We start from the raw sequence: 13,147 nt of genomic DNA, 5'->3' as shown, positions 1-13,147 counted from the left end.
TGCAGATGGGTAAAGACGATATCAACTGGCTGGATCGCGTGAAACCTTCCCGCGCGCCGCTCAGCAATATCCAGCTCAGCGTGGCCGGCGGCAGCAACCAGACCAGCTATTATTTTTCCTTCGGGAAGTTCGGCGAAGCCAATGCCGTGGGCGATGGCCGCCTGGACCGCTACACCGGCAAACTGGCCCTCACCCAGAAGGTGAACCGCTGGCTGAAAGCCGGTATGGATGTGGCGATCTCCAAAGTAAAATACGACGGACTGTCGGAGGCCCTCGGCGCCGGCATCTCCGCCCGCCCCGATACGCCTGATTCCATCAAAACCAATCCCAATGGCACCTGGGACTACTGGCATGGTTTCCAGGAACACCCTTACGGCGCGCTGCGGTTTTTCTACGACAATACGAAAGACAACTGGAATTATACCGGCAACTTCTTCGCGGAAGCCACGCTGAGCAAGAATTTCAGCTTCCGTTCCATGATCGCCGGATCGCGGAGCGAAAGCAACCTGGTGGAGTTCATGTCGCCCTTTAGCTACGGCGGCCTTGGCACCAAAGGCGATTACAAGGAAACGCAGAACAACGGTCTCCGGTACACACTCAACAACGTGCTGACCTACCGGTTCACGTACAGCGGCCTGAAGGCGGATGTGCTGCTGGGACAGGAATTCACCGGGAACCAATACCGCATCGGCGTTAAGAACCTGCAGGGCTTCCCGATGATCGAGGGCTTGTGGAAACCGGCCAACGCGTCCATCTCCACGAACTTCTACAACGGCAGCAACCGTTTTTACGAAGAATATTCGGAGTCTTACTTCCTGCGTTCCAATATGAGCTGGGAAGGCAAATACCTCCTCAGCCTCAGTCTCCGCCGCGATGGCACCAGCAAGCTGAAAAACAACCGCCAGGCCTGGTTCCCGGCGATCTCCGGCGGCTGGATCATCTCCGACGAAGACTTCCTCCGCGGCAACAAAACCCTGAGTTACCTGAAATTGCGCAGCAGCTTCGGCATAACGGGCAACATCCGCCCGCTGGGGCATTACGACACGCAGGACCTCGTCAACAGCGTGCTCTACCTCAACGAGCCCGCACTCCGTATGAATACAGTGCTCGGCAATCCCGATCTGCGGTGGGAGCGGACCAAACAGCACGACATCGGCCTGGAAACGCGTTTCTTCGATAACCGCCTGTCCATCACCGCAGAATATTATGTGAAGAAAACCGACGGACTGCTCACCAGCCGGCAAATCCCCTGGTCCAGCGGCGGCTTTACATCACAACGCGTGAACCTCGGCGCGATGACCAACCGCGGGCTCGACCTGGCCGTTTCGCTGAGCGGGAAGCCGGGTGATTTCCATTGGGAAGTGAGCGCGGTGGCCAATATCAACCGCAACCGCGTGACCGAACTGCGCGACAGCACCATGGGCTTCGGAGTGTACTACCCGGGCAGCCCGGCGGGCGTGCTCCGGATCGGCCAGCCGGTAGGTTTATTGCAGTTGTATCAATCGCAGGGAGTGGACCCGCAGACGGGCGACCTGGTGTATGCCGATACGAATAAAGACGGTGTGATCAACCAGCTGGATATGGTGTACATCCCCGTTGCGCAACCGAAACTGAACGGCGGCCTCACGGTGGACCTGGGCTGGAAGGGCTTCAGCCTGAACACGCAGCTGGCCTTCAACTTCGGCAACAAAATTTACAATTTCAGCGAGCAGTTCTACCGCAACTATGACTTCGATATCTGGACGGGCGTTGTCAACAACAAACCTACCTGGGTGCTCGACCGCTGGCAAAAGCCCGGCGACCAGGCCCGCTATCCCCGCGCGGTGGTGGGTGAGCATGGTGCCGGCAGAACGAACGACTGGAACCTCATGCCGTCGACCCATTACCTGTACAGCGGTTCTTTCCTCCGCTGCCGCAACGTAACGCTGGCCTACAACCTGCCGAATACTTTGATCTCAAAAGCAGGCCTGCAGCAGGTGCGCGTATATGCCGCCACGCAGAACCTGTTTACGATAAAGGATAAGCGGCTGAACGCGGATGATCCCGAACAGGGACTTGAATCAGGGCTGCAGCAGAACGTGGCGCCGTTGCCGCGCGCAGTTTCTTTCGGTATTGATCTTCGTTTCTGATATTATTAAAACAGACATCATGTTTCGCAACTATAAATTATATATGATCTTGGTTTGCCTGGCTGCACTCGCAGCTTGCGGCAAATACCTCGACAGGCCCTCGCCGGATCAGGCCATCGGAAAAGACCAGCTGACGGATAACGATATCGCCCTGTTGCTGAAGGGCGCTTATCTCAGCATGTCGGGCAGCTGGCCTCCGCAATCGTACCCGATGACGGACATCTACAGCGACGATATCATTTCGCTGCAGGGCGGCAATCCCGCGCAGTTCAACCCGCAGGCGTATGAAGCCTGCAACCCCAGTCCCAACGACGGTTTCGGGATAGGGCGGTACTATATCGCGGCGTACACCACGATCGGTAATGCCAATTTCATTATCGGGAAGATCGGTAATCCTTCGTCGCCTGCATTGCGGCAGATCCTTGGCGAAGCGCTCGTGATCCGCGCACATTCGTACAACCAGCTGGCGGAGATTTTCGGTGGCGTGGTGCTGATCACTTCCGTGGAAACGGAAATCGACAGGATCCGCAAGGCCAAAAGCCCCGAGGCCGAGGTGCTGAACCAGGTTGAGAAGGACCTGGAAGATGCAATTCCCATGCTGGCCGATTTCTCCACGCCGAAAGCCGCTTCCAAACAGGCGGCGCAGCTGTTGCTGGCGCGCGTGAGCCTGCAGCGCGGCAAACATGCCCGGGCGAAGGAACTGGCGGATGCGGTGATTGCTTCGGGAAAGAGGATCCTGTCCACCGAAACGTTTTCCAACATCTTCCGTTATAACAGCTCCGCGCAGGAAATGATCTGGCAGATGTCTGACGGGCCGCTGCCTTCGGCTTACGAGCGCTACGGCCTGTTCAGTTTCTACAGCCCCGCACCGCCTTTCCTCGGCAACGGCACCGGCCTCACTACGATGGACGATGTGCTGGCGGATTCCTACGAAGCAAACGATACCCGCCGCGAACTGGTCCGCAAGGCGCGCCAGAACGCAACCGGGCGGGATGCGCATTACCTGCTCAAATTCTCTACGGATACGCTGCAGCCCGCTTCTGCCGTGTATGCTACCTATCCGCTCATGCGCATCAGCGAGGCGTATTTGATTGCTGCGGAAGCCGCTGCGCGGCAGAATACGGTGGACGTTACGCGTTACAACACGCTGCGCGCCGCGCGTAAAGCGAGCACGAAGGATGCCGCCGATTTCGCGGATGCCGCCGCGTTCCTGCAGGAGCTGGAAAAGGAACGCCGTCGTGAGTTGGTGGGAGAAGGCCGCCGTTGGCTGGATATGAAACGCTTCGGCAGCGCGAAACCTTTCCTCGTGTCGAAAGGCCGGGATGATACGCGTTTGTGGTTCCCGTTTACGAATGCGGAAATCCTGCGCAATCCTTTGCTGAAACAGAATGAAGGGTATTAATGCAAAACCCGGATATATAACGGCAGCCTCGCTTTTGCGGGGCTGTTTGTTTTTAGGAGATGAGCGGTTTTCTCCTTTCCGCCGAACCTGCCAGTACCGCGGCAAGTTGCCGCGAAATGGCGCCGTCGCAGAGCTTGTCGAGCCAGAAGAATTCGCCGGCGGCGTTCAGTTCGAGGAAGTAATATTTGCCTTCGGGTGTTAAGATGAGGTCGATCGCGCCGTAATTCAGGCCGTAGCGGTCCATCAGCCGCGACAGTCCTTCCGCCACGGCTCCCGGCAAGGTATAGGGTTTCCATTGTACGGCAAGGCTCGCGCCTTCCTTCCGCCAATCCGTTTCCGCTCCCGGCTGCTGCTGCGAATCAATACTGAATGCGAATATTTCCTTCCCGACTATATTCACGCGCAATTCCAGCTCCTTTTCCAGCTTTTCCTGGAAAGTCATGGGGCAGAAGCGCAATTGTGGCAGTTGTTGGAGGTGATCCTGGCGGATTTCGCTGGTGAAAACGACCTGCTCCTGCCCGTCCTGCTGAATGGCGAAAGCGCTCTGCATTTTCGCCACGATGGGCCCTTTAACCGACTGCATGAACGCTTCCAGCCTTTCCGGGCTGTTGGTGATGCAGGTGGCGGGCGTCAGCAATCCGCATTCCGCCGCGATGCGGAGTTGTTCCTCCTTGCTGTCGAGGCGGCGGTAAGTGCTGTAGCGCTCCAGCTGGAAGCAGTGGAGGGATTCCAGCATCCCGAATAACGTTCTGCGGATTTCGCCGGTGGCAGGGGATAAGTAAGGTTTTTCCAGTACCTGGTCGAGCCCGTCGGCGATGTGATAGCTGCGCCGGTACCAAACGGCGCTGAGGTCTTCCAGTGATTGGGGCGTTGATCCGTCTTCGAGCCAGAGGCGGCGCTGGTGGCCGTGGAACTCGGAAGTGAGGCGGGTCACGAGCGGGTAGCGGTCTACATTGAAGCGGACCGGCATTTCACCGGCGGCGCTGAGGTGTTCCATGACGGAAGTTACGGCATCGTTGTCTGCGGAATGTGTAATAATTAGAATTTTACCCATGCTGTTCGATTCGGTTGACTAATTTTTCGGCGATGGTGGCCGCTATGGGGAAATCTAGGTATTTCTCCAGCATGCCCCATTCGCCCTGGGGATTCACTTCGAGGAAAACGTGCTCGCCGTTGGGCTTCAGGATCATGTCGATAGCGCCGAAAGGCAATCCCAGCGTGGTCATCAGGGCATGAATCCTGTCTTTAAGGGCCGGCGGCAGTTCGTAAGGTTCCCATTGCACGAGCGTGGTGTTGGCGGTCCGCCAGTCGGCCAGTTCGGGCGCGCGGAGGCTGCCGGTGAAGAATTCGCCGTCGATATACACGATGCGCAGTTCGCGTTCCTTGGGGATATATTCCTGGAGGATCATGGGGCAGGCCGAAAGGGATTCGAGCATGGGCACATCTTCTTTCCGGAGCCTGGTAGTAGGAAAGAAGTGGCCTTTGCCGTCCATCGTTTTGGACAGCGCACCGTGGAGTTTGACGACTACGTTGCCGCCATGGTCGTCGAAAAAGCGGATGGCGTCTTCGGCGTGGTTGCTGAAGAGGGTCTGCGGCACGATGAGCCCTGCCGCGCGGGCGGCGTTGAGCTGCAGGAGCTTGTTGGCGCCAACGGCGTGGTCGGTATCCATCCGGTTGATCCAGGGCACCTTGAGGGCGTCGAGGAATATGTGCAGGGAGGTGCGGTATTCTTTGAGGAAAGCCGGCACGAAGGCGGGATCGAGGGAAGGAGGGACCTGGAGGTCCCACAACTTCCGGTACCACACGCCCCGGATCTGCCGCGCGTCTATCGTGCGGGAACCGCAGCGCAGCTCGTATTGCGGTCCGGAGGCGTGGAGGCGGTAGCGAAGGCGGTATTTGGTCCCGAATTCGTCGGAATTGAACCGGAAACCCTCATACCCGAGCTCCTCCAGCCGTTGCTGTACGCGATCTATCGTATATGTGTCCTGAGCGTGCGTGATGCAAAGTATCATGAAGAAGCCGGCGGATAACAAAATGGCAACAGCCTGCCGGCCATTGCCCTGAAAATCATTCGTTGGATAAAAGGATTACAGTAACCACCATTCCTCATCTCCGTCAGACGGATACTTCTGGGTCTGGTCGGGTACGTCGGCCAGTTTGCTGGTCCAGTAAGAAGTTTCGGAACTTTGTTGGCCTGTTGTTTGCTGCTGTTGCTGCGACTCCAGCAGCTGCGCGAAAAACGGCTTCATGAGCTTTTCATTGGGTTTCATGTCAGCGTAATAAATTGGGTGGTGAACAATGACTTTTGCTTCTTATATGGTTTTTCGGAACATGTCCTGCCCGTTTACCTGGTTTGAAACGGGACATTCAAGTTAAAATTTTTGCGTCAAAGAAAAAAATCAAATTCAGTATTTTGCCGCCGGATTAACATTAATAGCATTGAGAATTGGTTTCGACGCCAAAAGGGCCTTCCAGAACCGCACGGGTTTGGGCAATTACAGCCGTACGCTGGTCACTTCCCTGGCGGAATATTACCCTGAGCACCAATATGTGCTCTTCGCCCCCAAGGTGAAACCCCTGTACCGGCCCCCCCAGGCGGCCGTTACCATCACCCCGCAGCGCTTCCTCCACAAACTGCTCAAACCCGTCTGGCGCAGCCGCTGGGTGTCGGGCGAGCTCCAAAGCCATGGCATCGATATCTTCCACGGACTGAGCGCCGAACTGCCGTTCGGCATCCACCGCACCGGGGTGGCCAGCACCGTCACCATGCACGATCTCATCTTCGAGCGCTACCCGAATCAATATAATCCCATCGACGTGGCCACCTACCGCAAAAAAGCGAAATACGCCTGCGAGGCCGCCACCCAGGTGATCGCGATCAGTACGCAAACCAAAGCCGACCTCATCGAATTCTACGGCGTCCCCGAAGAAAAGATCCCCGTCTGCTACCAGGCCTGCGACCCCTCGTTCCAGGTGCCCCGCGATCCCCAGGCGGTCCGCCAGATGCTGGTCCGCTACAACCTCCCGTCCGAATATTTCCTCTACGTAGGCTCCGTGATCGAGCGCAAGAACCTCGCCCGCATCGCCGAAGCCATGTTTTTGCTGAAAGACCGCCTCAACGTGCCGCTCATCGTACTGGGCGATGGTGGCGCCTACAAGGAGAAAGTGAAAAAATACCTCGCTGAAAAAGGCCTCACCAGCCGCGTGATCTTCCTCAACGAAGTCACCAAATTCGCCTTCCGCGACCTCCCGGCGCTGTACCAGGGCGCCCTGGCGCTGCTGTACCCTTCCACTTTCGAAGGCTTCGGCATCCCTATCCTGGAAGCCCTCTGGAGCCAGGCGCCCGTGATCACTTCCACCGGCTCCTGCTTCGCGGAAACAGGCGGCAACGCGGCGCTGTACGTCGACCCCTTCAGCGTGGAAAGCATCGCCGACGGCATGTTCCGCGTCGCCAACGAGCCCGCATTGCGGCAGGGGATGACGGAACGGGGGCTCCTCCACGCGGAGCGCTTCACCCCCGAAAAATGCGCCGCCGCCGTGATGAACGTCTATCAAAACATCCTGCCATGACCGAATTCGAAAACGATATCTCCCGCTCCCTCGAAGTACTCCGCAACGGGGGCACCATCCTCTATCCCACAGACACCATCTGGGGCCTCGGCTGCGACGCCACCGACGAAGCCGCCGTGCGTAAAATATACGCCCTCAAGCAGCGCGACGAAACCAAAAGCCTCGTAGTGCTCATGGCCGATGTGAAAGATCTCATGAAATACCTCGCCTCGCCCCCGCACGACATCGCCGATGTGCTGGCCGGGTTCGACCGCCCCACGACCGTTATCTATGAAGGCGCGCTCCACCTGGCGCCCAACGTCATCAACCAGGACGGTTCCATCGCCATCCGCCTGGTGCAGGACCCCTTCTGCCGTCACCTGGTGAAACGCCTGCGTAAACCCCTCGTGTCCACGTCCGCCAATATCTCCGGCGCGCCGTCGCCGGCGGGTTTCAGGGACGTCTCGCCCGAAATCCGGAATGGCGTGGATTATGTAGTGGAATACCGCCAGGATGATGAAACACAGGCGCGCCCCTCGCGGATTGTGCGCATCACCAGGGACGGAAGGCTGGAAATCATCCGGGATTAAAGTACTTTTGCGGCTTTAAACGATAGAACACATGATGGAAATTCCCTGTACAAAACGGGAAATGGAACTGTTTGAGCGCGTGGCGGAAGCAGCGCGGCAGATCGGCGTACCCTGTTACCTGATCGGCGGCTTCGTGCGCGACAAACTACTGGAAAGGCCTACGAAAGACGTGGATATCGTTTGCGTGGGGGACGGCATCGCCCTGGCCCATAAAGTGGCCGGCCTGCTCGATCCTTCCCTGAAAGTCAATTACTTCAAAACATACGGCACCGCCCAGATCCGCACCGGCGACCTCGAGGTCGAATTCGTGGGCGCCCGCCGGGAAAGCTACAGCCACCATTCCCGGAATCCCGAAGTGGAGCCGGGAACGCTGGAAGACGACCAGCTGCGCCGCGATTTTACCATCAACGCGCTGGCAATCAGCCTCAATGCGGCGGACTACGGCAAGCTCATCGATCCCTTTAACGGGCTGCAGGATATGAAGGACAAGATCATCCGGACGCCCCTGGAACCGGGGCAGACCTTCAGCGATGATCCCCTCCGCATGATGCGGGCCATCCGCTTCGCATCGCAACTGCATTTCACCATCCTGCCCGAAACATTCCAGGCGATCCAGGATCATGCGGCAAGGATCAAAATCATTTCGCAGGAAAGGATCACCGACGAGCTGAACAAGATCATGCTGAGCGAAAAGCCGTCCGTAGGCTTGGATCTGCTGTATAAATCCGGCATCCTGAAAATCATTTTCCCGCAGATGATCGACCTGGTGGGCGTGGAAATGCTGGAAGGGAAGGGGCATAAAGACAATTTCTATCACACCCTGCAGGTGATCGACAATATCAGCCGCCACACGCGCGACCTTTGGTTGCGCTGGGCCGCTTTGCTGCACGATATCGGCAAGCCCGCCACCAAGCGCTTCGAGCAAGGCCATGGATGGACGTTTCACGGTCACCACGCCGTGGGTGGGAAAATGGTGCCCCGTATTTTCGCGAAGCTGAAGCTGCCGCAGCACGAAAAAATGAGGTTGGTGAAGAAGCTGGTGGAACTGCATTTGCGCCCCATCAGCCTGACCAGGGAGAATATCACCGATTCGGCTATACGCAGGCTGCTGTTCGATGCCGGGGAAGACCTGGAAGCGCTCATGATGCTGTGCGAAGCCGATATTACTTCCAAGAACCGCGCGAAAGTGCGCAGGTACCTGGAGAATTTCGAGCTGGTGCGCGAAAGGTTGAAAGAAGTGGAGGAAAGCGACAAGATCCGCAACTGGCAACCGCCGGTAACGGGCGAGATGATCATGGAAACGTTCGGGTTGAAGCCCGGGAAACTGGTGGGCGATCTGAAAAGCGCCATCCGGGAAGCGATCCTGGACGGAGAAATCGCCAACAGTTACGACGCGGCTTATGATTTTATGTTGAAAAAGGCTGCCGAACTAAACTTGACCCCTGTTAAATAATTTGGTATTTTTGTTCATACAACATTGTAAATCATATGCCGGTATTAAAATTCAGAGTTTATTGGGAAGAAGACGAAAGTGTTTACAGGGATATCGTTGTAAAACCCAGTCAGAATTTTGTGCAATTCCATCAGGCCATCTTGACAGCATATGAGTTTGACTCCAAGCACAAGGCGACCTTCTACCGCAGCAACGATAACTGGCAACGCGGCCGGGAAATCCTGCTGGAAAAAGATGAGCAGGTGCGCAAAGCGGAACCGCTCCTGATGTCCGAAACGCCTGTTGGTGCGATGGTAAGGGACCCTAACCAGAAGTTCATCTACCTCTATGACTTCGCCAAAAACTGGACGTTCCTCGTGGAGCTGATTGCTGTGGCGAAAGACGAAAACGCCAAACTGACGTATCCCGCCATCGTCCGTAAGGAAGGGCTGGCGCCGAGCCAATACGGCACAAAAGGCCTTATCGGCGATAAGCTCGTGGAAATGGAAGAGAAATACGATCTAAACCGCGAAGGCATGTCGGAAGACGGTTTCGGGGAAGAAGGGGAGGAGACCGACCGGGAAGACGACGGCATGGAAGAAAGCGGCTCCGAAGAAGAAAACATGTTTTAGTAAGCCTTGTTCCGGCGCATTCCGCGCCGGGCATTTACCATATGAATAAGACGGTCATCCTGGTTGCCGGGCCTACAGCAGTGGGCAAAACGGCCGCAGCTATCCGCATTGCGCGCATGCTGGGGACCGATATTATTTCGGCGGATTCCCGGCAATGTTACCGGGAAATTTCCATCGGAACGGCCAAGCCGTCCGCTGCGGAGCTCGCCGCGGCCCGTCATTATTTCATCGACTCCCATTCCATTGCGTCTGAAGTGAACGCCGCCATGTTCGAAGAACTGGCCATGGGATACGCGGCCGAAATTTTTTCCCGGCACGATACGCTCGTGCTCACCGGCGGTACCGGCCTGTATATCAAAGCTTTCCTGGAAGGAATGGATGAGATGCCCCCCGTGCCCGCAACCATCCGGGAAGCAGTGCGCGCCGGTTATGCGGAACACGGACTTTCCTGGTTGCAGGCACAACTGCAGGAGAAAGATCCTGCCTTCTACGCCACTGCTGAAATCCAGAATCCCCACCGCCTCATCCGCGCACTGGAAATATTCGAAGCTACCGGTCAATCCATCACTGCTTTCCGCACTAAAACAGCCCGCCACCGCGATTTCCGCGTGATAAAAACCGGGCTGGAACTGCCGAAGGAAATGCTGCACGCCAACATCCACGCGCGTGTAGACCAGATGATGGCGCAGGGGCTGGTGGAAGAAGTGCGCAGCGTGCTTCCCTGGCGACACCACAACGCGCTGCAAACCGTGGGCTACACCGAGGTCTTCGATTACCTTGACGGTTCATCCTCCCTCGCATCCGCCTTAGAAGGCATCAAAACACACACCCGCCAATACGCGAAACGCCAGCTCACCTGGTTCCGCCGCGATCCGGACCTTCGCTGGTTCGACGCGCGCTCGCCCGAAGCACTGGAGCAATACGTCCGGGAGCAGCTTTCGCGAAAGTAAGCCTTCACCATCCTGCATAAAAAAAGGAAGCACTTGCGTACTTCCCCTTTTTGTATCCGGAATTTATACTGTTAGAATTTGAAACCCACCGTCAGCACGATATTGCCGCCGGACAGGTTGCCGGTTGCTACGGGCGCAGCATACTCGCTTTCGTTCAGCACATACGGATTGTATGTTGTTTTGCTGTTCAGCGTATGTACGTAGGTGAGGTCGCTGAAGAAGCCCCTGTTACGGTAACCAAGGCCGCCGCTCACGCGTTTGATGCTGCCGTCTACATCGCTGAAATCGCTGCTGTAGGGGTTGCCATAGTAGCTGAAGCCGGCGCGGACCGCCAGTACATTAAATTTCAGCTCACCACCCAGGCGAACGTTTACTGCGCCGGTGTACGCGTTTTCAATGACACGGTTGCGGGCATCGGCTGCCTGGCGGTCGTCCGCGGAGCCTTTGTTGAAGCGGTATTGGGTGCTGGCGTAATCCACATATTCCACATCGGCGGTGATGAAGCCGTGCTGTTGTTTTACGTCGGCATTGGTGCCGAAGATATAAGATACGCTGCCGCCTGCGCGCCAGGGCGTTTTCAGGGTGTAGTCATATTCAAGCGGGAAGCCGTCGGTGAGGTCTTCGGTGCGCTGGAAATGGCTGCCCAATTCTTCCAGCCGCGTGTCTACCCGGGCGGTCATGGCGTCGTGCATGCTGAACCAGGTAGGCGTGTGGAAGTTGGCGCCGATGCGGAGGGATGGCATGGGAGCGTAGATGATACCCAGTTTGGCGTTGAAGCCGTTCGCGTCCGTAGATAAGGATTCGGTGTACGCGAAGGATTCGAAATCGTTATTCAGGTTGCTCTGGTCTTTTTCCGTGAAGGTCCGGTCGCGTTCGTAATCGATGCGGGGGAAGTTCAGGGAGAGGCCGAAGTAGAATTGTTCGTTGTAGTTGCCGCCGAAGCCGAGGGAGAATTCGTTGATGCCGCCGCGTTCCCTGAACTCGTCCATCTGGCCGATGCCGCCTGGGGCGGTGGGGTTCACGACGGTGTAATATCTTTCTACGCCGTTGTTGTTGTCGGGGTCGTAGCCCAGCAGGTAGGTATTGAACCCGAGGCTGGCGCCCTCCACGAAGGCGCCGGTGGCGTCGTCGAAGGGAACGGGATTGCCGCCCGGCTGGAGTTGTTCCACCCAGCGGTCGGAGAAGCTGGTGAGGGAATTGGTGCCGCTCATGTAGCTGCGGTTATTGAAGTCCGCCGTGCGGGCGTAGTCGACCGCGATGGCGAAGTTCCTGAATTTGCTGGCTGAGGAGCGGTTGGGGATGCCGAATACGACGCCGATATTGCCGAGGCTGGCGCCGCTTTTATTATCGGTTCCTTTATTGCCGAGGAAATCGTATTCCGTGTTTTTGAAATAGAATCCGGGAGTGATGTTGGCTTCGCTGGTTTTGAAAAAGCCGAGGCCGGCCGGGTTGATATGGGTTGCCGAGATATCGCCCCCGAGGGAGCCGGCTGCGCCGCCGATGGCCTGCGTGCGGGCGGTGCCGCCGTAAAGGAGGCGGCTGTATCGTAATGCGTCGTGCTCGTCTTGCGCCATGGCTGTGGCGGATACACCAAGGGCTATCAAAAGAAATGCTGTTCTTTTATTCATCGTGTAAGTGCTGGTGAACAAATTTGTGCTGGGATAAAAACACGAATTACCAGCCGGTCACCTTTTCATGGGGATCCCTTACTGGTAATTCGCGTTGTTTGTATTAGCGCCCGCGAGGACGATAAGTTCTTGAAGGCGCGGGTGAACTGCTAGGGCTGCTCGGCGGAGTGTAGCTCCGTTGCGGTGCGCTGCGTTCGGGCGTATACGAAGGCTGAGACTGGCGTTGTGGTGCGCTGTTGCCGCGGTCGTAACTGCGCTGGTAGTCCCTGCTGGAACGTTGCTGGCGCTGCGGCTGTTGCGAAGGCTGTGTAGCCGGGCGCTCGCCGGGGGCGCGGTCGAAAGTTCTGCGGGTAGATGACCGCTGGCGGTCGACGTTTGCCGGACGGCTGGAATTGCTGTCGAAAGTCCTGCGCGGAGCTGCGCCGCTGGAATTCGGGCGATAACCGTTGGTGTGGGTGCCGCTGTTGTATACACGGGTGCCGCTCGATCCGCGCGGGCCCCAGGAATTGGAAGGCCGCGGTTTCACGTAGTAGGCGCCATGGCCGCCGTACCAGGGGTAACCCCCGCCGTACCAGCCGCTGCCGTACATGCCGCCATACCAGGGATGGCCGTACCAGCCGCCGTAACCACCCCAGGGGCGGCCCCAGCCAAAGCCGATGCTCATCGACGGGCCGTACCAGGAATTCCACCCGAAACGGTTCCAGCTGTTATAACCGTAAAAGTTATTCATGTACATGCTGCTGCCAAAACCGTCAAAGTAATAGCCATCCCAGTAACTACCGGAATAGCCACGGCTGAAACGGTCGATGCGGCGGGGGTAATCATAACGCTCCTC

12 protein-coding genes are annotated in these 13,147 nt (G+C 57.3%); 7 read left to right on the top strand and 5 right to left on the bottom strand.

The genetic code is table 11. The features are described 5' to 3' along the window. The coding region (locus Q0510_RS14670; protein WP_298713215.1) for a SusC/RagA family TonB-linked outer membrane protein at positions 1-2,129 on the top strand (2,129 nt) is incomplete at its 5' end. Positions 2,130-2,148: 19 nt separating this feature from the next. After that, a complete protein-coding gene (locus Q0510_RS14665; protein ID WP_298713213.1) occupies positions 2,149-3,531 on the top strand; it encodes a RagB/SusD family nutrient uptake outer membrane protein in 1,383 nt (460 codons plus the stop codon). Positions 3,532-3,583: 52 nt separating this feature from the next. On the opposite strand, the gene Q0510_RS14660 is transcribed toward Q0510_RS14665, so the two are convergent. From Q0510_RS14660 to Q0510_RS14650, 3 genes are all read right to left on the bottom strand, one after another. Continuing rightward, positions 3,584-4,585 carry an MvdC/MvdD family ATP grasp protein gene (locus tag Q0510_RS14660; RefSeq protein WP_298713211.1) on the bottom strand — a complete coding sequence of 334 codons (1,002 nt, stop codon included), beginning with the start codon at positions 4,583-4,585 and terminating at the stop codon, positions 3,584-3,586. Next, entirely contained in the window at positions 4,578-5,543 is a 966-nt protein-coding gene (locus tag Q0510_RS14655; protein ID WP_298713209.1) for an MvdC/MvdD family ATP grasp protein, read from the bottom strand. Before Q0510_RS14655 ends, Q0510_RS14660 begins: the two co-directional genes overlap by 8 nt. Positions 5,544-5,618: 75 nt before the next feature. Next, positions 5,619-5,801 (bottom strand): microviridin/marinostatin family tricyclic proteinase inhibitor, encoded by a 183-nt coding sequence (locus tag Q0510_RS14650; protein ID WP_298713207.1) that lies wholly within the window; start codon positions 5,799-5,801, stop codon positions 5,619-5,621. A gap of 169 nt (positions 5,802-5,970) precedes the next feature. Between Q0510_RS14650 and Q0510_RS14645 the strand changes: the two genes are divergently transcribed. The 5 genes from Q0510_RS14645 to miaA are packed head-to-tail and all read left to right on the top strand — an operon-like array spanning position 5,971 to position 10,684. Further along, positions 5,971-7,101 (top strand): glycosyltransferase family 1 protein, encoded by a 1,131-nt coding sequence (locus Q0510_RS14645; RefSeq protein WP_298713204.1) that lies wholly within the window; start codon positions 5,971-5,973, stop codon positions 7,099-7,101. Beyond that, positions 7,098-7,670: an L-threonylcarbamoyladenylate synthase gene (locus tag Q0510_RS14640; RefSeq protein ID WP_298713201.1), complete on the top strand. Its 573-nt coding sequence runs from the start codon at positions 7,098-7,100 to the stop codon at positions 7,668-7,670. Before Q0510_RS14645 ends, Q0510_RS14640 begins: the two co-directional genes overlap by 4 nt. 31 nt (positions 7,671-7,701) lie before the next feature. Beyond that, complete coding sequence (locus Q0510_RS14635) at positions 7,702-9,123, top strand: HD domain-containing protein (RefSeq protein WP_298713198.1); 1,422 nt, start codon at positions 7,702-7,704, stop codon at positions 9,121-9,123. A 35-nt stretch (positions 9,124-9,158) separates the two neighbouring features. After that, a complete protein-coding gene (locus Q0510_RS14630) occupies positions 9,159-9,734 on the top strand; it encodes a hypothetical protein (protein ID WP_298713196.1) in 576 nt (191 codons plus the stop codon). Positions 9,735-9,775: 41 nt separating this feature from the next. Beyond that, positions 9,776-10,684, top strand: a complete 909-nt coding sequence (gene miaA, locus Q0510_RS14625; protein ID WP_298713193.1) for a tRNA (adenosine(37)-N6)-dimethylallyltransferase MiaA — start codon at positions 9,776-9,778, stop codon at positions 10,682-10,684. A gap of 71 nt (positions 10,685-10,755) precedes the next feature. Here miaA and Q0510_RS14620 read toward each other — a convergent pair whose 3' ends face one another. Continuing rightward, positions 10,756-12,312 (bottom strand): hypothetical protein, encoded by a 1,557-nt coding sequence (locus tag Q0510_RS14620; RefSeq protein ID WP_298713190.1) that lies wholly within the window; start codon positions 12,310-12,312, stop codon positions 10,756-10,758. Positions 12,313-12,415: 103 nt separating this feature from the next. Further along, positions 12,416-13,147, bottom strand: a 732-nt coding sequence (locus Q0510_RS14615; protein ID WP_298713187.1) for a hypothetical protein, incomplete at its 5' end; no start/stop codon positions are given.

The sequence above is a fragment of the uncultured Chitinophaga sp. genome, from assembly GCF_937874145.1.
GTDB lineage: Bacteria > Bacteroidota > Bacteroidia > Chitinophagales > Chitinophagaceae > Chitinophaga.
The sequence above is the reverse complement of the archived record's forward strand: the minus strand, read 5'-3'. Positions and strand labels throughout refer to the sequence as shown.